Source organism: Ramlibacter sp. WS9, assembly GCF_003797765.1.
In the GTDB taxonomy this organism is placed as follows: Bacteria; Pseudomonadota; Gammaproteobacteria; order Burkholderiales; family Burkholderiaceae_C; genus Ramlibacter.
Map to the genome: position 1 here is coordinate 51,891 of NZ_RKMB01000011.1, position 22,099 is coordinate 73,989.

The 22,099-nt window shown below is 63.1% G+C and carries 21 protein-coding genes and 5 tRNA genes; 13 read left to right on the forward strand and 13 right to left on the reverse strand.

Features of this window, described 5'->3' with window-relative positions; all coding sequences use genetic code 11:
• Window positions 1–50 precede the first annotated feature (50 nt).
• Window positions 51–524 carry an Lrp/AsnC family transcriptional regulator gene (locus tag EEB15_RS17310; protein ID WP_141511128.1) on the forward strand — a complete coding sequence of 158 codons (474 nt, stop codon included), beginning with the start codon at window positions 51–53 and terminating at the stop codon, window positions 522–524.
• 227 nt (window positions 525–751) lie between these two features.
• On the opposite strand, the gene EEB15_RS17315 is transcribed toward EEB15_RS17310, so the two are convergent.
• Complete coding sequence (locus tag EEB15_RS17315; protein ID WP_141511129.1) at window positions 752–1,633, reverse strand: hypothetical protein; 882 nt, start codon at window positions 1,631–1,633, stop codon at window positions 752–754.
• 128 nt (window positions 1,634–1,761) lie between these two features.
• Window positions 1,762–2,226 (reverse strand): helix-turn-helix domain-containing protein, encoded by a 465-nt coding sequence (locus EEB15_RS17320; protein WP_141511130.1) that lies wholly within the window; start codon window positions 2,224–2,226, stop codon window positions 1,762–1,764.
• Between the two features lie 324 nt (window positions 2,227–2,550).
• Here EEB15_RS17320 and EEB15_RS17325 point away from each other — a divergent pair, with 324 nt between their 5' ends.
• Genes EEB15_RS17325 through EEB15_RS17350 form a run of 6 tightly spaced genes read left to right on the forward strand, consistent with a single transcriptional unit; the run spans window position 2,551 to window position 8,653 of the window.
• A complete protein-coding gene (locus EEB15_RS17325; RefSeq protein WP_141511131.1) occupies window positions 2,551–3,546 on the forward strand; it encodes a 3-oxoacyl-[acyl-carrier-protein] synthase III C-terminal domain-containing protein in 996 nt (331 codons plus the stop codon).
• Window positions 3,546–4,538: an NAD(P)-dependent oxidoreductase gene (locus tag EEB15_RS17330; protein WP_141511132.1), complete on the forward strand. Its 993-nt coding sequence runs from the start codon at window positions 3,546–3,548 to the stop codon at window positions 4,536–4,538. The genes EEB15_RS17325 and EEB15_RS17330 overlap by 1 nt, the downstream gene beginning before the upstream one ends.
• Entirely contained in the window at window positions 4,535–5,377 is an 843-nt protein-coding gene (locus tag EEB15_RS17335; protein WP_141511133.1) for an MBL fold metallo-hydrolase, read from the forward strand. The genes EEB15_RS17330 and EEB15_RS17335 overlap by 4 nt, the downstream gene beginning before the upstream one ends.
• The gene (locus tag EEB15_RS17340; protein ID WP_141511134.1) at window positions 5,374–6,528 is read left to right on the forward strand and encodes a hypothetical protein; all 1,155 of its coding nucleotides are present in this window, start codon (window positions 5,374–5,376) and stop codon (window positions 6,526–6,528) included. The genes EEB15_RS17335 and EEB15_RS17340 overlap by 4 nt, the downstream gene beginning before the upstream one ends.
• Entirely contained in the window at window positions 6,504–7,661 is a 1,158-nt protein-coding gene (locus EEB15_RS17345; RefSeq protein ID WP_141511135.1) for a GNAT family N-acetyltransferase, read from the forward strand. Before EEB15_RS17340 ends, EEB15_RS17345 begins: the two co-directional genes overlap by 25 nt.
• Entirely contained in the window at window positions 7,658–8,653 is a 996-nt protein-coding gene (locus tag EEB15_RS17350; RefSeq protein WP_141511136.1) for a Rieske 2Fe-2S domain-containing protein, read from the forward strand. Before EEB15_RS17345 ends, EEB15_RS17350 begins: the two co-directional genes overlap by 4 nt.
• On the opposite strand, the gene EEB15_RS17355 is transcribed toward EEB15_RS17350, so the two are convergent.
• Window positions 8,648–9,937, reverse strand: coding sequence for a F390 synthetase-related protein (locus EEB15_RS17355; protein WP_141511137.1), 1,290 nt, complete (start codon window positions 9,935–9,937; stop codon window positions 8,648–8,650). The two genes, EEB15_RS17350 and EEB15_RS17355, sit on opposite strands and share 6 nt — an antisense overlap.
• A gap of 88 nt (window positions 9,938–10,025) precedes the next feature.
• On the opposite strand from EEB15_RS17355, the gene EEB15_RS17360 reads away from it, so the two are divergent.
• A complete protein-coding gene (locus EEB15_RS17360) occupies window positions 10,026–10,751 on the forward strand; it encodes a mobilization protein (RefSeq protein WP_141511138.1) in 726 nt (241 codons plus the stop codon).
• A gap of 37 nt (window positions 10,752–10,788) precedes the next feature.
• On the opposite strand, the gene EEB15_RS17365 is transcribed toward EEB15_RS17360, so the two are convergent.
• From EEB15_RS17365 to EEB15_RS17375, 4 genes are all read right to left on the reverse strand, one after another.
• Window positions 10,789–12,453 carry a tetratricopeptide repeat protein gene (locus EEB15_RS17365; RefSeq protein ID WP_141511139.1) on the reverse strand — a complete coding sequence of 555 codons (1,665 nt, stop codon included), beginning with the start codon at window positions 12,451–12,453 and terminating at the stop codon, window positions 10,789–10,791.
• Window positions 12,454–12,529: 76 nt separating this feature from the next.
• On the reverse strand, window positions 12,530–12,667 hold the full coding sequence (locus EEB15_RS33715; protein WP_158290154.1) for a hypothetical protein: 138 nt from the start codon (window positions 12,665–12,667) through the stop codon (window positions 12,530–12,532).
• Window positions 12,664–13,371, reverse strand: coding sequence for a hypothetical protein (locus EEB15_RS17370; protein ID WP_141511140.1), 708 nt, complete (start codon window positions 13,369–13,371; stop codon window positions 12,664–12,666). The genes EEB15_RS33715 and EEB15_RS17370 overlap by 4 nt, the downstream gene beginning before the upstream one ends.
• Window positions 13,368–14,228 (reverse strand): DUF2167 domain-containing protein, encoded by an 861-nt coding sequence (locus EEB15_RS17375; RefSeq protein ID WP_158290155.1) that lies wholly within the window; start codon window positions 14,226–14,228, stop codon window positions 13,368–13,370. Before EEB15_RS17375 ends, EEB15_RS17370 begins: the two co-directional genes overlap by 4 nt.
• A gap of 156 nt (window positions 14,229–14,384) precedes the next feature.
• On the opposite strand from EEB15_RS17375, the gene EEB15_RS17380 reads away from it, so the two are divergent.
• On the forward strand, window positions 14,385–16,265 hold the full coding sequence (locus EEB15_RS17380; protein WP_158290156.1) for an ATP-dependent endonuclease: 1,881 nt from the start codon (window positions 14,385–14,387) through the stop codon (window positions 16,263–16,265).
• An 84-nt stretch (window positions 16,266–16,349) separates the two neighbouring features.
• Window positions 16,350–16,658: an MTH1187 family thiamine-binding protein gene (locus EEB15_RS17385; protein WP_141511143.1), complete on the forward strand. Its 309-nt coding sequence runs from the start codon at window positions 16,350–16,352 to the stop codon at window positions 16,656–16,658.
• Between the two features lie 97 nt (window positions 16,659–16,755).
• On the opposite strand, the gene EEB15_RS17390 is transcribed toward EEB15_RS17385, so the two are convergent.
• From EEB15_RS17390 to EEB15_RS17415, 6 genes are all read right to left on the reverse strand, one after another.
• Window positions 16,756–16,831, reverse strand: a tRNA-Gln gene (locus EEB15_RS17390).
• 12 nt (window positions 16,832–16,843) lie between these two features.
• A tRNA-Lys gene (locus tag EEB15_RS17395) sits at window positions 16,844–16,919 on the reverse strand.
• Between the two features lie 8 nt (window positions 16,920–16,927).
• A tRNA-Leu gene (locus tag EEB15_RS17400) sits at window positions 16,928–17,013 on the reverse strand.
• Window positions 17,014–17,022: 9 nt separating this feature from the next.
• Window positions 17,023–17,098, reverse strand: a tRNA-His gene (locus tag EEB15_RS17405).
• Between the two features lie 15 nt (window positions 17,099–17,113).
• The gene (locus EEB15_RS17410; protein ID WP_141511144.1) at window positions 17,114–18,274 is read right to left on the reverse strand and encodes a PcfJ domain-containing protein; all 1,161 of its coding nucleotides are present in this window, start codon (window positions 18,272–18,274) and stop codon (window positions 17,114–17,116) included.
• A gap of 70 nt (window positions 18,275–18,344) precedes the next feature.
• Window positions 18,345–18,419, reverse strand: a tRNA-Asp gene (locus EEB15_RS17415).
• A gap of 535 nt (window positions 18,420–18,954) precedes the next feature.
• Here EEB15_RS17415 and EEB15_RS17420 point away from each other — a divergent pair.
• The 3 genes from EEB15_RS17420 (at window position 18,955) to EEB15_RS17430 (ending at window position 22,099) form a co-directional block, all read left to right on the forward strand.
• Complete coding sequence (locus EEB15_RS17420; protein WP_141511145.1) at window positions 18,955–20,247, forward strand: FAD-dependent oxidoreductase; 1,293 nt, start codon at window positions 18,955–18,957, stop codon at window positions 20,245–20,247.
• Between the two features lie 302 nt (window positions 20,248–20,549).
• Window positions 20,550–21,485 (forward strand): cupin-like domain-containing protein, encoded by a 936-nt coding sequence (locus EEB15_RS17425; protein WP_158290157.1) that lies wholly within the window; start codon window positions 20,550–20,552, stop codon window positions 21,483–21,485.
• A 140-nt stretch (window positions 21,486–21,625) separates the two neighbouring features.
• Window positions 21,626–22,099, forward strand: a complete 474-nt coding sequence (locus tag EEB15_RS17430; RefSeq protein ID WP_141511147.1) for a cupin domain-containing protein — start codon at window positions 21,626–21,628, stop codon at window positions 22,097–22,099.

Here is a 22,099-nt window from a genome sequence, read left to right on the forward strand (position 1 = left end):
CCGAACTCATCAGCATAAAATGCCGCGAATACTCGGACTAAAGGCATTTCATGCAACTGGACACGATGGATCTGAGAATCCTGGCCGAGCTGCAGCAAGACAGCTCGCTGACCAACGTGGAGCTGGCCAGGCGCGTGCACCTGTCGCCATCGCCCTGCCTCACGCGAGTGAAGGCGCTGGAGGCGGCCGGCGTGATCCAGCGCTACGTGGCGCTGACCGATCCGAGGGCGCTGGGCTTAGGTCTGAACGTGTTCATCAACATCAGCCTGAAGGAACAGAGCAAGGCCGCCCTGGCCGAATTCGAGCGCCGCATCGCCGAGCACGACGAGGTGATGGAGTGCTACCTGATGACGGGCGACAGCGACTACTTAATCAGAGTCGCCGTGGCCGACATGGGCGCGCTGGAGCGCTTCATCCTGGAGCAGCTGACGCCGATTCCGGGGATCGAGAAGATCCGGTCGAGTTTTGCGTTGAAGCAGGTTCGGTATAAGACGGCGTTGCCGTTGCCGAGAAAGATTCAATGAGCCTATGCACACTCGCAGCTGATTGAACACGGGCTCATTGGCCTCGATCAGTTTGGCCTGAGTAGTTATACCAATGATCCCGGAAGCTGCGACAAGCGCGAACAGGGGAGCCTTCGCCAGCGTCGATCTCTCGATGAGGCTTCCGCGTCAGGACACGGTGACGATTCGCGAGGTTAGCGGAATGCGAGGTCGAAGCCTAGGCGGCTGCGCGCAAACCGGGTTGACGTCTAGTAGAAGCTGCCACCAAGACTCGCGCCTCCTGCACCCGGCTGCCCACGAACCGCACCCAAAATTGCTCGTCTTGCATTCGGGCTCTGTAGAAGGGCACGGAAGAGAGCCGCTCTCTGTACAGTGGTGCTGCCTGGCCCACCAGGCTGTCGAACTCCGCCTTCGTCAAGTAGGCGTGCGATGTCATCCGGCTCGAGGATTGAGCCGTCAGCTGCTTGAAACCGGCTAGTTTTGACATCGTAGATTACAGATTTCGCCGTTGGCGCAGCGGCATCAGTTGTGGCCAATGAGGCCATTACCATTGCTTGGATATTAGCAAGCGTATCACCAACGGTCCAGCTCAGCGGTGCAATTCCCTTTTCTGGCGCACCAACCAGCTGGTCCGGATGAGGCTCCAAATGACCTGTTGTGCCGTATTTCACGGCCGAACTCAGCATATTTTCCAAGCGCCGCCGCATGGCTGACTCACTGACCCCCAACGGATCGCCAATGAAAACGCATCCGTTGATGTGGGCATAGTTGGCAACCAGGTCGTAAACCCGGCTGCCACCCAACCCCTCGCCAACGTCGGAAACGTTGACCCACACGCTTGCATGCTCGCGGGAAACGACGCCAAGCCGGTTGGCAGGTGTTTCCACAATCCAAGACTCGACATCTGGGCGGTCAGGTTGCGTATTGGCAAGTAAGTACTCGTCCCCTCTGCCAGCATTTCGATCAGCACGACGAACTATCAAGTCCTTCTCTCTGCCGACTTCGGCAATATCTCTACTGCTGGACTTCGGATATTGAAAAAGATCTGGCACCTTTCCGAGCTCAAGCAGTGTGGAGGCGATGTCGTTGGCCGGATCACCTGGTCGCACGAAATTTGGTAAGCCGCTCATCACAACCTCGTTTCACGGGCCCGCCAGACATTGCCCGCAAGGTGCAGGTTTGCCCCGCTTAGGTCAATGCTGCCGCCGTCTGGGCGATCGTGCTTCAAAAGCAGCGTGTACCTCGCGCTGACCGCCACCTACAGTTCCTCGCCGATCTCGTCCGACACCTCGCGCAGCTTCTTCAACGCCTCTTCGGAGCGCTGCTTCTGCTCGTCCTGGTAACGGGTCAGCTCTTCGAATTCGATGCGGCGATGCCGATTCACCAGCCGGCACTTCAAGCGCCCCGCCTCAATCTCCTTGATGATGAACGGGCGCGAAACGTTCAGGAACGCGGCCGCGTCCTGCGTGGTCATTTCGCACTTCTGCGGCACGAGCACCATGGGCTCGCGCTTTGCCATCTGCCGTAGAACGTCGGCAAAGAAACGCAGTGCGCGCGGCGGCACGTTCAGCACCGGCAGGTCCGCGCCTTCCACGCCCGCATCAATGGTTACTCTGATCTGGTCGGCTTTCGAGTGATCCAACGCGGCCACCAGGCAGGCTCGCGCCGCGGCGGCCATTTCGGCCTCCTCTTCGCTGGCGGGGTCTAACACTTGTTGGCTCATCTCAGTTCTCCTGCAGTTGCCCGTGGTCAAAATGGGCCCATCTTTTTGGGGGCGACTGGTCGCATTATTAGCATTAAACGCATTATTCGCAACGCTGGATGACTCCAATTGCGTGTAGGCGGTGTCTGACGGTGCGGTATAAAAACAGCGTTGCCGTTGCCCGGAGGAAGCTGAGGTACAGGCGAACACACATGCCGCCAATCGATACCGAAGGCGGCAAATTTCTGAACCTCGATCTATCGGTCAGCTTCTACGAACCGCCTCACCGCATACTCGCCGCCGATCCCCCACCATGACCGACACTCCAGCCCCCGACAATCCACAATGGCCCAGCACATAGCGTTCCACCTCGCCGGCAGTGCAGTGGCGACTCCGCGTCGGCGAGTGCCGTCGGCGGAGGTGGACGCGCTCATCGGTCAATCGGCAGGATGGGTGGAGGATCGCTTCGGTATCGCCTCGCGATTCTGGGCGGAGCCTGACGAGACCAGCTCCATGCTGGGCGCGCAGGCTGCACAGGCTGCTCTCATCGACGCGGGCTGGGATGCAGGTAGCCTGGATGTCATCGTCGGGGCCTGCGGCGTGATGGAGCAGCCCATTCCCGGCACAGCCGTACTCATCCAGCGCCGCCTGGGCTTGAGCGACAGCGGCATCCCGGCATTCGACGTCAACGCCACCTGCCTGTCGTTCCTGCTCGCATTCGACGTCGTGCTGTCCGGATTCGCGCTCGGCAAATGGCGGCGCGCCTTGATCGTGGGTGCGGACATCGCCTCGGCGGCGCTGGACTTCTCCGATCCCGAGGCCAGCGCGATCTTCGGCGATGGCGCTGCGGCTGTGGCGTTGGAAGCAGGAGGCCCGCACCAGTTGCTGACCTTGCGCCTGGCCACCTACGGCGAAGGCGCCGACCATTGCCGCCTCGAAGCCGGCGGCACGCGCCTGCGCCCTCACGACGATCTTGCCGGCTTCCTGGCGCGCAGCAAATTCCAGATGGACGGGGTGGGCGTCTTCAAAGCGACGGCCCGGCGGTTTCCGGCTTTCATGTCCGGCCTGCTCGACGCCGCGAACGTGGACGAGACGGCCCTCAACTCCATCATTCCGCACCAGGCAAGCGCCACGGCACTGGAACATCTGAAGCGCAGCATCGCGGGCGCGCACGGCAAGACGGTGGACATCTTCCGCAGCCACGGAAACCAGATCGCCGTGAGCCTGCCACATGCCCTACACACCGCGCGCATCACGGGGTTGCTCGCACCCGGCAGCACGTCGCTGCTCGTCGGAAGTTCGGCGGGCATCTCCCTGGGCGGAGCGGTGGTCTGCTGGTGATGCGCCGCGCGCTGGTCACGGGCGCAACAGGCGGGCTGGGCCGCACGCTGGTGCCGATGCTGGTGCGGGCCGGATATGACGTGACGGCCACCGGGCGCAACGCCGCAGTCGAGCGCGAGCTGACAACGAGCGGCGCGCGGTTCATTGCGGCCGATCTGGTGGGCGGCCTGCTTCACTCGTTGGTCCGGCAGCACGACGTTGTGTTTCATCTGGCAGCGCTTTCATCGCCCTGGGGACGCGCGGCAGACTTTGCGGCCATCAATGTGCAAGCGACGCAAGCCTTGATCGACGCCGCACGTGAGCGCGGCTGTGACGCCTTCATCTACGCGTCGACGCCCTCCATCTACGCCAGCCCGCAAGACCGGCTGGGGTTGGTCGAAACGAGCGCAGTGGCGAAACCATTTGCCAACGACTACGCCGCCACGAAGTACGCCGCGGAGCAACTCGTGCTCTCTGCCAATTCGCCTGCATTCCGGACAGTGGCATTGCGCCCGCGCGCGATCGTCGGGCCGCATGACACTGTGTTGTTGCCGCGGTTGCTGCGCGCCGCCCGCCGCGGCCGCATGCCACTGCCCAACGGCGGCCGCGCGCTCATCGAACTGACGGACGTGCGAGATGCCGCTGCCGCCTTCCTCGCCGCGGACCAGCATCTTGCTCGGGCGGCGGGCCGCGCCGTCAACATCTCCGGTGGGCAACCGCGACGGTTGGACGAATTGCTCCGCAGGATTTTTGCTCGGCGGGGAATGTCGGTGCGCCTGGTCCCCGTACCCGCTCGACTCGCCCTTTCCGCAGCGCGCATGATGGAGCTGATCTGCGCCGCGTTGCCCGGCCGGCCCGAACCGCCCGCCACGCGCTACACCGTGATGTCGCTCGCCTATTCGCAAACCTTCGACCTGTCTGCCGCGCATGAATTGCTTGGCTGGGCGCCGCGCTTTTCTCCGGAAGAAGCCATCGATGCGGCCATCGGCACGGCTGGCGGGAAGCCTCAATGACGGAAATGCAAGTCACGGCCCTGCGCGCAGGACACTGCCTGCATCCCCAGGTCATGTCCATTCGCGGCGGCAGTTGGCGGCCGGTGGAATTCCCTTCGCTGTCGATGCTTCTCGTCCATCCGTCGCAAGGGCCTATCCTCTTCGACACGGGCTACGACCCGGCCTTCATGCAGGCGACCGATTCGTTTCCTGAGCGCCTCTATCGCTGGCTCACACCCGTCACCCTGAACGACGGCGAGCAGGTCGCGAGACAGATCGTGCGGTTCGGCATTGATCCACGGGAAGTGCGCCACCTGGTGCTGTCGCACTTTCATGCCGACCACATGGCAGGCACGCATGCCTTTCCGAACGCCGCGATCCATTGCGCCCGCGCCGGGCTCGACGCTGCATGCGGAGCATCGCGCTGGTCCGCCGTGCGTCGCGGATTCCTCACATCGCTCATCCCGGCAAACATGCATGCCCGGGCCCGGTTCTTCGAAGACGCGCGCACGGTGGCGCTCTCCACCGCGTTCGCCCCGTTCACCGAAGGCGTGGACATCCTGGGCGATGGCTCGCTCGTAGCGGTGGAACTGCCGGGCCATTGCCCCGGCCACTGGGGCCTGGCCGTTCGTGACAGCGCCCATGGAGACCACTTCATGGTGGCCGACGCAGCCTGGTCGCTCGATGCGATCCGCCGCAACATGCCCGCACTCGCGTTGTCGAGCGGCTTCCTCGGCAACACAAGCAAGACACGCGCGACGCTGCGAATGCTGAACGAGCTGTCCGTCCGCAACCGCGACATGCGCATCACGCCTTGTCATTGCCCCGAACGCGCCGCGCAGGCGCTGGCACGCCCATGACGCGGCGCATCCTGATCACCGGTGCGCGTGCTCCTGTCGCCATCGACCTGGCGCGTTCGTTCGACGCCGCGGGATACGAGGTTCACCTGGCCGACTCCGTGGTGCCGTGGGCCGCCAAGTGGTCGCGTGTGGGTAGCGGGCGTGTCCACCGCTTGCCACCCGCGCGATGGGCCTTCGACGACTACGCCGCCGCGTTGTCGGCATCGGTAACCACGCTCGATGTCGAACTGGTCATCCCCACCTGCGAGGAAGTGTTCTACGTGGCAGCGGCTGCGGCACAGCGGGGCTTCGCGGACCGCACGTTCGCACCTGGCCTGCAGACGCTGCGCACGTTGCACTCCAAGATCAGCTTCGCGCAGCTCGCCCGAAGCGTCGGGCTGTCAGCGCCGCAAACCTGGGCTGTTGCCAACGCGCAGGAGTTGGCGTCACTCCCGCTCCCCGCAGAGCAACTCGTGTTCAAGCCGGAGTACTCACGATTCGGCACGGCGACTCTGATCCGGCCAGACAGCAAGCGTCTCGCGCGCATCAACTTCGCAGATGGCCAGGTCTGGGCCGCGCAGCGCTTCGTCGAGGGAACGGAAGTCTGCCTCTGGTCTGCGGCCGTGCGCGGGCGAGTCGTGGCCAGCGCCGCGTACCGGCCCGCCTGGCGATTCGGGCACGCGGCATCCTATGCGTTCGAGCAGTTCCATCACCCCGCCGTCGAGGCCGTGGCCACCCGTGTTGCAGCCGAGACGGAGATGACGGGGCATCTCAGTTTCGACATCATCCTCTCGCCACAGGGCGAAGCCGTCCCCATCGAGTGCAACCCGCGCGCCGTGAGTGGCTTGCACCTGTTCGATGGCAGCGCGGCTTTGGCTCATGCGCTGATGGGTGAAGGGCCGCCGCTTCAGCCGCCGCCGGGGTTGCGCTACCTGGCGCCGGCCATGCTTGTCCTCGGCGCGCCGAGTGCGATTGCGTCCGGGCGTTGGGGCGAATTCCTGGCCGACTGGCAGCGTGGCGCCGATGTGCTGGGTCGGCCCGGCGATCGCCTGCCAGCCGTGGGCGCACTGGTCGACGCAGCGCGGTTCGCGATGGCGGGCCTCAAAGGACGGCGCAGCGCGGCCGGCCAGAGCACGGACGACATCGAATGGAACGGCGAGGCGCTGCCTTGATGCCGGCCGTGTTCGACCCGCTGCACGCCGACAGCGCCGCCTGGCCGCAGAGCAACGACTTCGCCCGCGCTTACATGAGTATGGTCGCGCAAGCGGGCGTGAATGCCCTGGTGCGCAACGTGCGCACACGTTGGCTGGCGCTGCGCTCGGGCGAACGCGTGTTCCCCCTCACGGTGAACGACGGCGAAACAGGCGACAGCTACGTCTGTCTGCCGCACAGCGCCTACTGCCTCTACGCCCGCGAAGAGCTCGACATGGTCGATGTGGGCGCCATGAAGCCTGTCGCCAAAGCGCTGATCAGCGTGATCGGCGCGTTGCTTCAATCGGCGGGCATCAATCGCATCGTTCATGTCGACAACTGGCTGCTCTCCACCAACCTCCATGGCGACTGGAAAGGTGACGACATACCGGCCATTCGCGACGCGCTCACAAAACAGTTCCCGCAACACATCATCGCCATCCGTTCGCTCGACGCCTGGTCTTGCCCGCAACTGCTGGCCGCGGTGCGGGCCGACGGCTGGACCTGTGTCCCCAGCCGGCAGATCTGGGTGACGGACGACCTGGAACGCAACTGGCGCGCCAGCCACTCCGCCGGCAACGATCGCCGGATGATGGCGCGCCAAGGTCATCGTGTCGATGAACTGGCGCAGCTGCGCGAAGGCGATGCCGAGCGCATCGCCGCGCTCTACGAGATGCTCTACGTGGGCAAGTACTCGGCGTTGAACCCGGTCTTCACGCCTGAGTACATCGCCGCGACGCACGCGGACGGCACTCTGCGCTACCGCGGGGTGCGCGATGCGGCAGGTGACATCGTCGCGGTGGCGGGGTGCCTCGTGCGTGGCGACGTGCTCACTGCGCCCATCGTCGGCTACGACACCGGCCGGCCGCAATCGGAAGGCTTGTACCGCGCCGCTTGCTACCTCTTCAGCGACATGGCCGCTGCAGCCGGCTTGCGTTTGAACGGCTCCGCCGGCGCCGCCGACTTCAAGCGCCACCGGGGCGCCCGCGGTGAGATCGAATTCACAGCCATGTACGTCGGCCACGTGTCGGCCTGGCGCGCGTGCGTCGTGCGATTGCTAGCCGCGGTGCTGAACGGATTCGCCGTCCCTATCATGAAGAAGAGAGGGCTATGAGATTCCCCCCAGAACGAGCGGGCTGGTATGCCATGGCACAAGCTCGCGAACTGCACCCCAACAAAGCGCTGCGGCGTTACCTGTTCAACACGCCCATTCTTCTCTTCGGGTCGGCGGCACAGCCCCGAGCCGTCGTCGACCGGTGCCCGCATCGCGGCGCACCGCTCTCGCAAGGCCGCGTCGAAGGCGACACGGTTCGCTGCGGCTACCACGGCTGGACGTTCACGGGCGATGGGCGCCTTGCCGACATGCCCTGCCTCGCCGGTGAACTGCCCGGCGTCAAGCTCCACACATTCGAGACGTGCGTTCATCTGGGCCTGGTGTTCATCAAGCTCGGCCAAGCGCCGGATCGGCCGTACACGAATCCCCTGGTCTCGCAGCTCAAATTCTGGCGCGCCCTGCCCGGGGACGCCGACGCGGAGCTGGCGGACGCCGCAGAAAACTTCCTCGACCCTTCGCACACCTACTTCGTGCACAAGCACCTCGTGCGCGGCAAGAAGGCCGTGCCCACCACGGTCGAAGTCACAGCGGGGGCGGATCGGGCCGAGGCGCGCTACTACGGCGAAGGTGCTGCGGGCGGACTCATTCCGGCCGTGATGGGCGAAAAGGAACGCGTGTTGTCCGTCGGTCGGTTCATCGGGCCGAATGTGTCGGAAGTGGAGTTCCACGGACCGGCCGGCGTCAACTTCGTCATGACGGGTTACATGACACCGGCGCGAGACGGCGAAGTCACCGGGTACGGCGTGGTGGGCCTGCCGGGCGGCAAGCCGTGGGCCCGGCTGAAGTTCATGCTGCTGTGGCCGTGGATCCGGCTGGTGCATAGCCAGGACAGGAACATCCTCAAGACCACGCGCGACAACAACGTCGAGTTCGGCGATGTGAAACGTATGGCGGGACCATTGGACGTGTTGCGCCCGCAGATCGACGCCATCCTCGCCGGCAAACCGCCGCCCGCGCAGGCGCAGCCCACTCGCGTCACGATGCTGCTATGAGGGAGGCGGGCTCCACTCGCGACGCACCCGGCGCAGCTTGACGCCGGTGTCCGCTGTGATGCCGCGCACAACGGCGACGTTCACGCCGGCCACGCCCAAGCCGTCGCACAGCCGCTGAATCGACGCCACCACAGCGCCATCCACCTCAGGCGACAGCGCCGCGTCGAGCGACACGCGCACTTGCGCGGGGCCGGTCTGTACGATCCTGAAATCCAGGATGCGCCGGTCGGCGTCCACCACGGCATTGCGCAACACATCGGGCGTGGCCATTCTTTGCCCGCCGTCTGCCGTGGCAAGGAGGAAGATGTCGTCCTGCCTGCCGTCGATGCGCGCCACGGCCTGGAACGGCGAACCGCAGAGGCATGGCGTGTGCGACAGCTCCAGCAGGTCGTTCATCCGGTAGCGCGCCATCACCTGCACCTTGCGCGTGAAGTCTGTCACCAGCGGGCTGAGCAAAGGGCTTTGCGCGGATGGCTTTTCCCAGCCGAAATGCACCACGTCCTCGGCGAGATGCAGCGTGCCATGCGGGCAGGCCACACCGAAGAGTCCCTCGGTTGCCATGTAGATTTCGCGCACACGCCGACCGGTAGCCTCTTCGATGATGCGGCGGTCCAGCGGATCCAGCACCTCCGCACCGCTGAAGAGCGTTTGCGCCTGGAGCATGCCGCGTTCGGCAAGATGGCGCAGCACCTTGGGCTGCGCCACGATGGTGTCCGGCGCGAAGGCCACGAGGGCATGGGCCCACGCATCGACACCACGCGCCAGATCGAAGAACCCGAGCTGGATGCGGCTGCCGCTCGCGGCCGACTGGTACAAACTGGAAAGCCCAGGCAGCGCCAGCGCGACGCGATGGCGGCGCCACAGCGCATCGGGCAGCGCCTTGGCGAGCAGCGTGCCCAGCCAGACGAATCGCTCCCTGTTGCTGATGACGTAGTAGCCGCGGTTGCCGCTGGTGCCGGTGCTCTGACCCACCACGTAGTTGCCGATGCGATCGCCACCCGCGCTCAATGTCGCCTGCACCTGTTCCACGGTGAGGCCGCCGGCGTTGAGCTGCGGGAAGTTGGCCAGGAGCGTGCGCTTGTCCATTGCCGGCAGTTCTTCCAGCAACTTCGCAGATTTGTCACGATAAAACGCGCTGGGACTGACCGTGTCCCGCAGCATGTCGCGGATGCGCGCAGCCTGATAGCGCTCCACATCCGCCCGCGTGCGCAGCCGTTTTGCGAGCCAACGCGTCTTGGCGAAGGCTCCCGCGGCGCTGAGCAGGTCTGTGATGGCGGTCGGCATGCGCTACGCTAAATCAAATCCAGGACGCCACGCAAGGCTGGCACAGGACATGCAAGACAATAACTGGCATAGCAACCCCGAGCCTTTCATGCAAAACCCAGAATCAGACACCCTCAGCTCCACAAAAATCCACCTGATCGGCGGTGAAAAGGGCGGCGTCGGCAAGTCCATGGTGTCGCGCCTCCTGGCGCAGTATTTCATCGACCACGACCTCCCCTTCATTGGTTTCGACACGGACCGTTCCCATGGCGCGCTGCTGCGCTTTTACGCGGACTACGCGTCGCCGGTGTTGATCGACCGGTATGAAGCGCTCGACGAGATCGTCGAAACCGCCGTCGAGCAATTGGGCCGGCGCGTGCTGGTCGATCTGGCGGCGCAGACGGACGCGCCGCTGGTGAAATGGATGGACGATTCCGGCGTGCTGGACATGCAGACGGGCGGGTTCTTCACGCTGACCTACTGGCACGTGATGGACGCCGGCCGCGATTCGGTGGACCTGCTTGCCCGCCTGCTGGACCGCTTCGGCACACGCGTGAACTACGTGCTGGTACGCAACCAACTGCGCGGCGACGATTTCAGCCAGCTCGAAAAGTCCGGTCACCTCGAGCGTGCGCTCACCATGGGCGCGAAGGTCATCTCCCTCAAGCACCTGCAGGACACCGTGGTGCAGAAGATCGACGCCCACAACAGCAGCTTCTGGGCGGCCCAGAACGCGCCCCGCGCGGACGGCCCCGGCCTGAGCCTGATGGAGCGCCAGCGCCTGAAGATGTGGATCAACCATGCGTACGGGGAGCTGGCGGCAGCGGGGGCTTGAGGCGCCTGCGGGCGCTGGGATACGCGTCCCGCCTTGCCTACACCTTGTCGGACTTGGGGTCCAGCAGCTGCAACAGCTTCGTATCGCCTGTCTTGCGGGCGTGATCCGGCGCGGTGGTTCCTTCATAGCGCAACTTGGCGTAGTCCACGCCAGCGCGTTGCATCAGGCGGATGCCTTCGATGTCTCGCCGGACCACCGGGATCAGCGCGGCCGGCATCTTCTGCGGCCCGACCTCGGCAACCGGATTCGCCCCCAGCCGCAGCAGCCGTCGCGCGCCGGCAACGTCGCCTCTGCTCAAAGCGTGCGCGAGCGAATCGAGCTGTTCGCCGTCTTGCATGCCCAACTTCTCGCCCGTGGCGACGAGCTGCTTGATGACTGCAGCCCCCTTGTCACTGGAAGCCAGTGCGTAAAACAAGGCCGGGTTCACGGGGTGGAAAGCGCGCGCCTGGCGCAACAACTCGGCGCGCTCGGGCTCCGCGCTGCCTGCCCACGCCACATAGCGGACCAGCCCTTCCACCAGGCGTTTGCGGTACTCATCGCAAGGCGTGATCGGAATGTCGCGCAACACGGCCTGCGCTTCTGCCGCCTGGCCGCGCTGCAGCACGATGAAGTGTGCGTAGTCGATGGCGAAGCAACCCTTGGCCGGGTATTCCGTGGCCCGCTGCTTCAGCAGCGCCTCGGCACCCGCGAGATCGGTACGCTGCTGCAACAAAGCCAGCAGGTTGGTATAGGCGTCCCAACGCGCCCGGTCGTAAGTGTCTTGCGTCGGCGGCCTTTTGACTGCCTCGCGGTATTTCTCGATCGCGGCGTCCGTCTTGCCCTGCATGGCCAGCACCTGGCCCCAATTGGCCCACAGCCACAGGTTGGGCGGGTTCGTCGCGGCGGCTTCCGCGAAGAGTGCCTCCGCCGGCTTGTGGCGGCCTTGATGCGCATACACGTAACCCAGCAAAACCTTCGCGTTCACACTGTCCGGACGGATCTGCAAGGCCGAACCGATCAGGGTCTCGGCGTCACGCAGGCCGCCAGCGTTCCACGACGTTTTCATGGCGACGCGGGCCAACTCGACATAGGCGGCATCCGTGCCCGGACTCAGGTCCACCAGCGTCTGCAGCAGCTTGCGCGCTTGCTGCAACTCATGGTCCTCGTTGGAGTCGATCATGCTCACCGCCTTTTGCAGCACGTCGTCCACCTTGCCTGCGGCCAACGCCTGCGCAACTTCCGTCTTGACGGGATCGGGCCACTGGATGCGCTGGTTCAGCGTGACTTTGGCAATCTGCTGCTGCTGATGCGTGAACAGCTCCGCGAACACCTTCTCCGTCGCATACATCTCTCGGGGATTGGGATTGCGTAAAACCGCGCTGTGATGATGGGTTCCGGGCTTTGCTGCTTGCGTATAGACAACCAAGTCGATGGGCTTTGGGTTCGTGGGCGACGTGATCACTTGGAAAATCCGCACAGACGCGTACTTCGGCTCGCCCGTGTAAGCGTGGTCAAAACTCACCATCCAGCGCCCATCCGCCTCTTGCTTCAGCGCAAGATTCGAGATGCCGTTCGTCTTTGGAAGGGGACCGGTGGGCACTTCGGCAGCCGGATGCGCGAAGGTCGGTCGGTAGTAATGATTCTGGATCGTCGGCCACGTGAAGTACGCACCGATCAACAGCAGCAGAATCGCCATGAGGATGGCAGGCCGTTTCGACGACATGGGTTTCTCCCTCTCCTTGATTTGTTCTTGGCACTATAGCTGAGCAGTTCGCTCACGGAACAACAGGCAAGGAGATTCAGGGCTGTTTGTCGCGCTCATCCTCCGGCGGTGTGATCGATTCCCGCTCCTTGGGCTTCGGCGACATGAAGTGCGCCACCGCCAGATACCCCAACACACCCGCCACGATCACGACAAAGATTTCGACAGCGCTCACACCAGGCTCTCCTTGCGTTGGGTCAGTTGAACGTGCCGGGTGGAGCCGGCGTCTTCCGACTCGAGTTCATCGTCGATGCGCATCACGAGGCTCTCCGCCGCATCGGCCCATTGCGATGGCGGCAGCAGACGCCGGCACGCGCTCACGAAATCTTCATCGACCGCACGCTGCAGCGAAATCCGGCGCGGCAGGTTCACCGCCACCGGCGGGCACAGCAGCATCTCGGCGCCGAGTTTGAGGCAATACGCCGACGACAGCTCCAGGCGATGCCGCGCCAGCCACAGCGCGATCCACACGCCCACGATCGATGTGTACGTCAGCGCGAGCAACGTCAACACCGCGGCATCCCCCGCCCGCAACACCAGCGCGAGCGGGAGCAGCACCATGATCACAACAAGCAAGAACGCAGCCGCCCACTGAAACGGCCGCAGCCGCTGGCCATACGCCTCCCAACCCGGCGAAGCAGGCGCATCCGCCTCCATCGTCCACGCGAGCTTGAACAGCAGCGTGTTGGGCGGCAGCACGCCGCCGACGAACACGTGCTTGCCCAGCAGCGTGAAGCGCCGGGCGGCAAAGCGCGCGGCCCATTGGCCGCGCACGCCCTGCGCCAGCATCGCCTGGTTGCCCGGCAGCAGGGACACCGAGTCGTTGAGGTACAGCCCGATGATGAGGAGCGCCAGCAGCGACTCGGCCGCCAGCGTCATTCCTTCTGTTTCTTCTTGAAGATCGCGCCGATGCCCGCCAGCAGGGCGACGCCCGCGCCGATGATCAATTTCCAGAACGCCGCGAAGAACGCCGCCGCCGCCGCCCAGAAGCCCTTCTTGGTGGCCATGGCCGCGGCCCCGCCCACGATCAACGCGCCCAGCCCGTAGGCGGCGATCTTGTCGCCCTGCTTGAACTCGGCATACGACTCGCCCGGCACGTATTGAACGGTCTTGAGGGCGGCCTTGAACTCCGCCACGTCGCTCGTGAAGTTGGCCGGATCGGACACCAGCACCGCCGTGGTGTAGCCGCGGCGCGCCAGCAGCTTGGTCGAATAGTTGACGACCTTCTCGCCGCCGTCGGAATGCAGCACCGTGGCCCATTCGAGCCGCTTGTTTTCCGCGTCGTACTGGGGCGGCATCTGCCAGCCGTCGAGAATGAGCGACGGCAGGCCGCGCTTCTTGCGCTCCTGCGCGCCGGCCTCGTTGCCCTCTTTGAGAACGGCCAGCAGCTTGGCCGCGTCGATCTTCTCATCGTCCTTCACATAGCCTTCGGGCACGAAATCGAGCACGGCAAACCACGCCAAGTCCTTGCGCCCGAGCAGGTACGAGTTCTGCCGAGGCAGGTTGCCCGTCAACTGCATGAACTTGTCCGTGGCCGCCGAATCCAGGAACCGCATCCCCGTGAGCGGCACGGTGGCCTTGTCGGCGATCTTGCCCACGGCCGGCTCCACCTGCCAGGGCAGATCACGAATCTTTTGTGAGTTCTCACTGTCTTGCGCGAGCGCGCCGGCGCTCAAGGCGCAAACGACACCAGCCACCAGTGCGGCGCGCGCCGCGAGTTTGCGAAGTCCGGGCATGTGGGTTTCCTCCTGGGGAAGGATTCTGCTGCTTAAGTAGTAGAAAGCCAAGGGGAAAGCGGAAACGTGACGGAACATTTGCCGGATCGCGACATCTGGTCAATACCAAATGAACGCCCCTTACGATAGGCAGCACCGGAGGATCCAATGATTGACATGACCATTGACATGGAGTTGCCCCTTCCTTGGACAAAAGGGAGATTTTTGACCTCAAAGGTGGGGGCCATAAATTACTTGGTAGGTGCCAACGGGAGCGGCAAGTCTAGATTCGCCTCGGTGCTCAGGACTCAGTTGCCGAAAGTTAGATTGCTGAGTACAGACCGTCTTGCCGGAATGGAAGGCGAGGGGGGGCTAAGAACTGTAGTTGGAGACCACTTCCCAGATGGATTCGCGAAGAGCAAATTTGATCGGTATAGGAACGCGGGCTTGGCTGTTGGTTCTGGCATAGACACTCTGATGCTCCTTGAACAGCGGCTTGATTTGAGAATCCAGGTAGAAGCAACGCTGGGCCACATATTCAACAGACGCATCAACTTGGAGTGGGTATCAGGCAATCTAGTGGCGAACGCGACGCTCGGCGCAACAGGAGCTGCATACCGTATCGACCGGGAAGAGTGCCACGGCATCAAGGAACTACTTGTGCTCTTGACTCATCTCTACGACGACGAACACGACTCGATAATCATCGATGAGCCCGAGCTGAACCTTCACCCGCAGTACCAAGCTTTCTTTATGCAGGAAGTCCGCCGGGTTGCGGGAAATCCTAAGGTGGATCGCACAAAGAAAGTTGTATTTCTCATTACCCACTCGCCTTTCATCCTGGATTTTCGGTCCATCGACGATGTGAGGTCAGTGATTTCCTTCGACCTAAAACATGAAGCGCCCCGGCACATCTTTGAAATGTCCGAGTACGAAGCTGCGCGACTGAAATCAATAGTGCCTAGGCTAAACGTTCATCACAAGCAGCTATTCTTTTCGGACAACCCCATCTTTGTTGAAGGAATTATCGACGCACAGATTGTCGAAGCCGTCCAGGAAGCACGAGGCATTTCGACAGCAGCAGCTGGCAGCTGCGTCATTGACGCGGGTGGATGCGAGGAAGTAAATCAGTACTTCACGCTATGCACAGCATTTGCGAAGAAGGCCTATTTTTTGTACGACCTGGACAGTCTGTTCAGCGGCAATCTCCGAGCGTGTGTAAAAGGTTCGGATTCCGTACAAAGCTTTCTAGCCGCAGCTGGAGTAGGCGGGAACTTTGCGAAGTATTGCGGCGAGCTTGATAGTCGTCTAACAGCCGTAATTGATACGTTCCTGGCTTCAACGAACACTCCAAACTCGCTAGCTGATCTAAGATCTTTCTTGACAGAATTCGGCCCGCGCCCGCAGTGGGCTCAAGATCGGTATCCTCGGGCGCGCGCTGCGATGATGTCCGCGATTGGCAGAGTTAGAGCAGACATCATCCTCGCCACCTCCGAGTCGGTAGTGGCTGATGTCGAAGGCAGGCTGAGACAGATCTGTCACGCGCTTAAAGAGAAAAACATCTTGCTTCTGCCCGGCGGCCCCTTGGAGCGATACCTTCCGAGCTTTTCAGGGCATCCGTACAAATTGTCGAATGACGCGAAAAACGCAACGCTCCCAATAGAGCTTGCCGCGCTGGCTTCAGGCATGACGGATCTGGATCTCCGGCAGCGTTACGGCGAACTGTTTGATCTGATCGCCTTGCTTCCGGGGAAAACTGCCGTCGATATGGAAAGCGTGCTACGTGAATACCTCAGCAGTTATGTGCATGACTTGCAAGGGGCGATTTTGACAAATTCCACATGGGAGCTCGAAGAGTTATGCACATTTATGAAGAGGAAGCAGGCCACGACATTGAAGACATTCTCGCTCGCATCTTTGAGTCGCGAAGCGGGTGGCAAGTTTCGGTGTGTCGTCGCGGTCAGTCCTCTAGCGGGACAATCAAGGCGCCATGTTGTTGTCACTGAGACCACGAACGCGGGAATGCGAAGTTTTCCGATTGAAGCTGAGTCAGCTTAAGTCGATCAGTGACCTAACCAATCACGCCGTAGAGGGTACGGACGCGGATTTCCTTATAGACGCCTCGCAATTCTTGGAGCGAACATGGTCCTACTCGAATTCGCCATGGCCCCTCACGGCCAAGGCGAGAGCCTCAGCGCCCACGTCGCGCGCATCCTCGACGTCATCGACAAGAGCGGCGTGCCCTACCAGCTCACGCCCATGGGCACCATTCTGGAAGGTGAATGGGAAGACGTGATGGGCGTGGTCACGGCCTGCTTCAAGACGCTGCAGGCCGACTGCGCGCGCATCGGCCTGAACTTGAAGGTGGACTACCGCGCGGGGCACGAGTCGCGCTTGCGCAGCAAGATCGACAAGGTCGAAGCGCAATTGGGTCGCAAGCTGCGCACTTGATGCGGCCCAAAAAAAGGGCTCCCGCCGAAGCAGGAGCCCTCAAGACATGGATTGCGGGTCGAGCCCGCAATGACAAATCAGTGCTTATCGCAGGAGTTGGCAGGGGCGGCAGGATTCGAACCTGCGATACCCTGGTTCAAAGCCAGGTAACTGAGCCGCTCGTTTACGCCCCGTCAGTTGTTGGTTGGTACGCGCGCCCGGCATCGAACCGGGAACCTCCCGGTTAAAAGCCGGGTGCTCTGCCTATTGAGCTAAGCGCGTGTGTTGGTTGGTCCCCTCGGTCCGAGTCGAACGGACATGCCACGTGGGCACCGGCTTCTGAGACCGGCGCGTCTGCCTATTCCGCCACGAGGGGGGGTGTTGATGGGGTGCGTGGTTGGAATCGAACCAAACGACGGCCGGGATCACAACCCGGAGCGCTGCCACTGCGCCACACGCACCACTTAAGTGAACGCCTATTGCAGGGCAATCCCGCGCGCCTTGGCCCAGCGCACGAGCACGCGCTGTTCGTCCGCGTGGGCCGGCCGGTTCGCGAACCCCCGAACCTGCACAGCGCGACCCTGCTGGTCGACTTCGATGGTGAGCAGCCGGTCGATCTTGTCCTTCGTGCACCATCGCAGCGACCAAATGGATGCGTGGCCCGCAACGCACTTGGCCGCATAGCTCGACACGCAATGACGCATGGCCCGGCTTTCCATCACCAGGTCTTCGGCCTGCTTCAGCTGGCGGACCACGAAGCGCTCGCCCTTGGCTTTGGCATCCTTGTCCGAAGGCTTCCACTCCCAGTCGGCAAGCGGTGAGCCGAACCATGCGGCCGCAGGCGCGACTGCACTCGAGCCACGGTAAGCGCCGCGTCCCGCAGCACGGCGACGGAGTGCCTCGATGCGTTCGATGGCGGCCAGGTCGCGGTGCCACTCATGCATCCGTCGGTTGAGCGACGTCAGCGTACGGCCCTGAATGCTGTAGCCCGGGTCTTGCCGGCGGCACTCTGCCAGATAGTCGCAAAGGTCATCGATCGTCTCCACCGGTGCGGGGTTGACGCAGAAGAACCGCACAACGTCACGCCAGAAACCCATCTCACCGCGCGGTGCGCGCGAGATCTTGGAGCGCGCGATGCACGTCGCGAGAGCGGGTGCGCTGGCGTAGGAGCAAGCAATCGCATGCCACAACGCTTCGTCAAAACCCAGTTCGGCGGGCGGATTGAGAAACGCATGGACTTCCTTGCGCGTCAGCCACTGGCTGGCGCCTGCCTTGAACAGCGACCCACCGCGCGCCGCCACCACGTACCACTGCTTGCGCAGTCGCACTTCTTCGGGCGTCAGTCCGGCGTCGTTGAGCCAGATTCGTTCCAGCATCGCGGGCACTGGATAACCAGCGAAGAGGTGCCGCGCGGCGGCAAGGCGCAGGCGCGCGGGGTCTCGCGTTTTCATTTGCGGGTGCCACGACTGCGGGTCGCGCACGACCTCGCCCGCAAAGCCCGCTTCGGCTTCCTTGATCGCCTTGTAAAAGTCGGGCGAAGGTCGAGGCTGGCGGGCCACGCGGCGAAGCGTGGCTTCGTAAATCTCGATTCGTTGTTGCTCCGCGTCCTGCCGGAGCTGGATTGCGGAGCGTTTCATGATGTCCTTTAGTAGGTAGGTTGAGGTGAAGTGAAAGAAGTGGTGCCGCAAGATGATTGCGGCAATGTGTTGGCGGCTCGTGCCGGGATCGAACCGGCGGCCCTCTCCTCGACAGGGAGACGCTCTACCACTGAGCTAACGAACCAAATAGGTTTCCGGTCACGGGTTCCGGAGCCGCCCAATTTTTGCGGCCGGTTTACGCCCCACGCGTGAGAGCACGGGGCTTCGGGTTTTGGTTGCAAGGCTCGCGGCCGGCCAGTACCGGCGCTGCCTCGCAGCAACTTGTTAAGGAACGTCGCCGCACATTCATGCAGCGTTGCGGCGCGATGGCCGCATGCCCAACGAAGGGCGAGAGAAAAACAAAAAGGCCCGGTTCCATTCAGGAGACCGGGCCTCTGCAAGAGAGATGGGCGGCGTGTGTCTACACGTCTCCCTGACCCGGTTTGTGCTGATCGCGCGCAAACGACATCTCGCCCGCAAAGCGGACCTGATTCGTTGTTGGCTCTCGTAGCGATTTCACGTTGGACCTTTGAAAAATTCTTTGGCGCTTGCGCGCCCTGTTCAATGAGGAGCGGACTGTAAATAGTCTTTACTTGGCTGTCAAGCGCTGCGAAAAACTTTGCGTTGCACGCGAGACACAAGGTGCCATACTGCCAACACGCACTTTGCGAGGAGGCGTCATGCCAAGCATGCTACAGGAGCTCGACGTCGCGATCGTCGGCGCCGGAATCGGTGGGGTCATTGCGCTTCACTACGCGCGGCGGGCCAGGCTGCGCGCCCGCGTGTTCGATGCGCAGCCCGGCGTTGGCGGGCTGTGGCGCCAGCTACCCGCCTGGCAGGACATCCAGATCGCCGCCGCGGACTGGACATTGGGCGATCTGCCGCTGAGCGGAACGTTCCAGCCCCAGATCCTCGCCAACATCCGGGCGTGGGTCGATCGCTTCGACCTGGCGGGGGACATCTCGCTTTCGACACCCGTGCGCGCGACACCCCGTCCAGGCGGCTGGTCGCTTGTCACACCCGGGGGACCCGTGGGTGCCAAGCACCTGGTGGTCGCCACGGGTGCGCACAACCGGCCGTTCACTCCTGCGGTACGGCGCACGGCGAGCACGGTGACGGAACTCCACTCGTCCGCGCTCGAAGATCCGCGCCAACTCGCCGGCAAGTCGGTGCTGGTCGTCGGCGCGGGCGCATCGTCGCTCGACCTGCTGGACCTCGCGATCCAGCACGGCGCCAGCGAGATCGCGTGGGCCCACCGCGGCCTGCGCTGGTTCATGCCGACGCGCAAGCCGAAGGCCATCGCCGGAAGTGTGCGGGACTTCTCGCGCCTGCAGGCGTCGGGCATGACGCATGCGCAGCAAAGCGCGGCGATCGGAGCGGACCTGCGCGGACGCTATGACAAGTTCGGTCTGCAAGCTGTCGTTCCGGCGTTCCCGTTCGACCTTCTGCACCAGCAGCTGATCCCCGGGCGGCACCGCATGATCGAGCACTTCGCATCGATCCGCCGCATGGTGTCGAACGTGGAATCGATCGAAGGCGGCACCGTCACTCTTTCCGACGGGACTGCGCTTCAGCCGGATGCCGTGCTCTGGGGCACCGGCTACAGCACCGACCTTTCCTGGCTCGACGTGCCCGCGCTGGCCACGGTGCGCAACACGCACGACTTGCGGCTGCGCTGCGGCGGCGGATTTCGCAGCCTCGACGCGCCGCAGCTTTACTTCATTGCCGTGGGCCTCGACGGCGTCGGCTCGACCTCGTTCGCGTTTTCACTTTCGTGCCGCTCGATCATGTCGCACATCCGCGGCACTGCGGATCTGGGGCTGGAAGCGGTCACGCACAACATCAACCACTTCGACCTGGTTCCCTTCCTCGCGGCGCGAGACCCGGCCAGCTTTCCAGCAGGCTGGCAGAAGCACTACCGCGAATTGCAGCTGGGCACGCCCGACGACCAGCCGTACCCGATTCCCAGCTGAACCAGTTCGATCTGGACGCCGAGCTGAAGATCTGGATCTCAGTGCGTGTCCATAGCAAGTCGTAACAGATTTCATACGCCCTGTGCCTTTTCGTCGCCTGCAAGTCCAGTGCTTGGGTGCATCATTGAAGGGAGGTCAGCCCTTCTTTGTTCATGCTCGCTCTCGGCCAACCCCAACCCTTGCAGCCAGCACCTCGGCCGGATCAACCCGCCGCGGAGGCACTCGCCAGTTCTTCAGCTGTCGCCGCTAGCTGGTATCAGTGGATTGCCGAGTGCCTGCTCCGCAACTGCACAGTCGAGTCGATGTTGCAGACCATGGTGGCGGCAGGAATGCCGCGCGCTGTGGCGGCGACCGCCGTTCAGGAAATGCACAGCGATCCCGTGTTTGCCGCGGCGATGAGGATGCGTGAGCTGCGGGACAAGCAGGTCTCAGTGATGCAGAACTTGCAGAGGCTGTGGGAGCAGGCACCGTACTATGACCACGTTGAGAAACGGAGCCGAGTCTCAAAGGACGAGTTCCTGACACGCTACGTCTACAGCTGCCGCCCCGTGGTTCTGAGAGACTTAACCACCGACTGGCCCGCCATGCAGCGTTGGAGCCCCGAAGATCTGAAAGCGCGGTTCGGCCATCTGGAGGTGGAGATTCAAGCCGAGCGGTCGGGTAATCAGCTCTATGAGGTGGACAAGCTAAAGCACAGGCGGCAGGTCAACCTGGGCAAATTTGTTGACCGTGTGACGTCCACCGGGGTGTCTAACGACGAGTACCTGACAGCCAACAATGAGCTGCTGCGCCGACCCGAGTTCGCGCCGTTGCTGGAGGACATCGGATCGTTGCCTGATATCTGCGACAGGTCGCGGCTGGCTGAGAGCTCGTCATTCTGGTTCGGTCCCGCCGGAACTGTCACACCGCTCCACCACGACACCCTCATGCTCTTCCACACGCAAGTAGTTGGCCGCAAGCGCTGGCGATTCGTCTCACCTCTGGAGAATCACCGCGTGTACAACAACTTCGAGGTGTACAGCCCGGTGAATCTCGATGCTGTGGACTTGCATCGATATCCGGAGTTCGCGAATGTAAAGGTGCTCGACGTCGTTGTCGAGCCAGGTGAGACGATGTTTCTGCCGCTTGCTTGGTGGCATCAGGTTTCGTCGCTGGATGTGAGTCTGTCGTTCTCCTACTCCAACCTGTCGGTGCCCAACGAGTATTCGTTTGTGAATCCCAAGATCACCAACTGGTAAGTGGGCCAAGCGGCACACAATTGCACCTGTCATCTGCGTGGCAGCAGCGTATCGGACGACAGAGAGTGCGTGGACGCCGCCCCTGCTGACACACGCGGGAGCGATTCCGCGCCATGATGCGCTCCAGAAAAGGAGCCGCCATGACCATCCAAGACCGCGTCGTCAACATCGACGAGCTCGCGCTCGAGCACCAAACCCACGGCGACAAGTTCGAATCGCGCTGCGCGCGCGTGGGGGCGCGCCTGGGCGCGAAAGAGCTGGGCTATTCGTACGACGTGCTGCCGCCCGGCAAGACGGGCTGCCCGTTCCACAGCCATCACGCGGAAGAGGAGATGTTCTTCATCGTCAGCGGTTCGGGCTTGTTGCGCTACGGCAGCGAGACGCGCAAGATCCGCGCGGGTGACTTCATCTGCTGCCCCACCGGCGGTGCGGAAACGGCGCACCAGATCGTCAACGATTCCAGCGAGCCGCTGGCCTTCGTGTCCGTCAGCACCATGATGCCCGCCGAGGTGTGTGAGTACCCCGATTCCGGCAAGATCGGCGCCTATGGCGGCCAGACCTTGCGGCACATGACGCGCCCCTCACACGCGGTGGACTACTGGGACGGCGAGTAA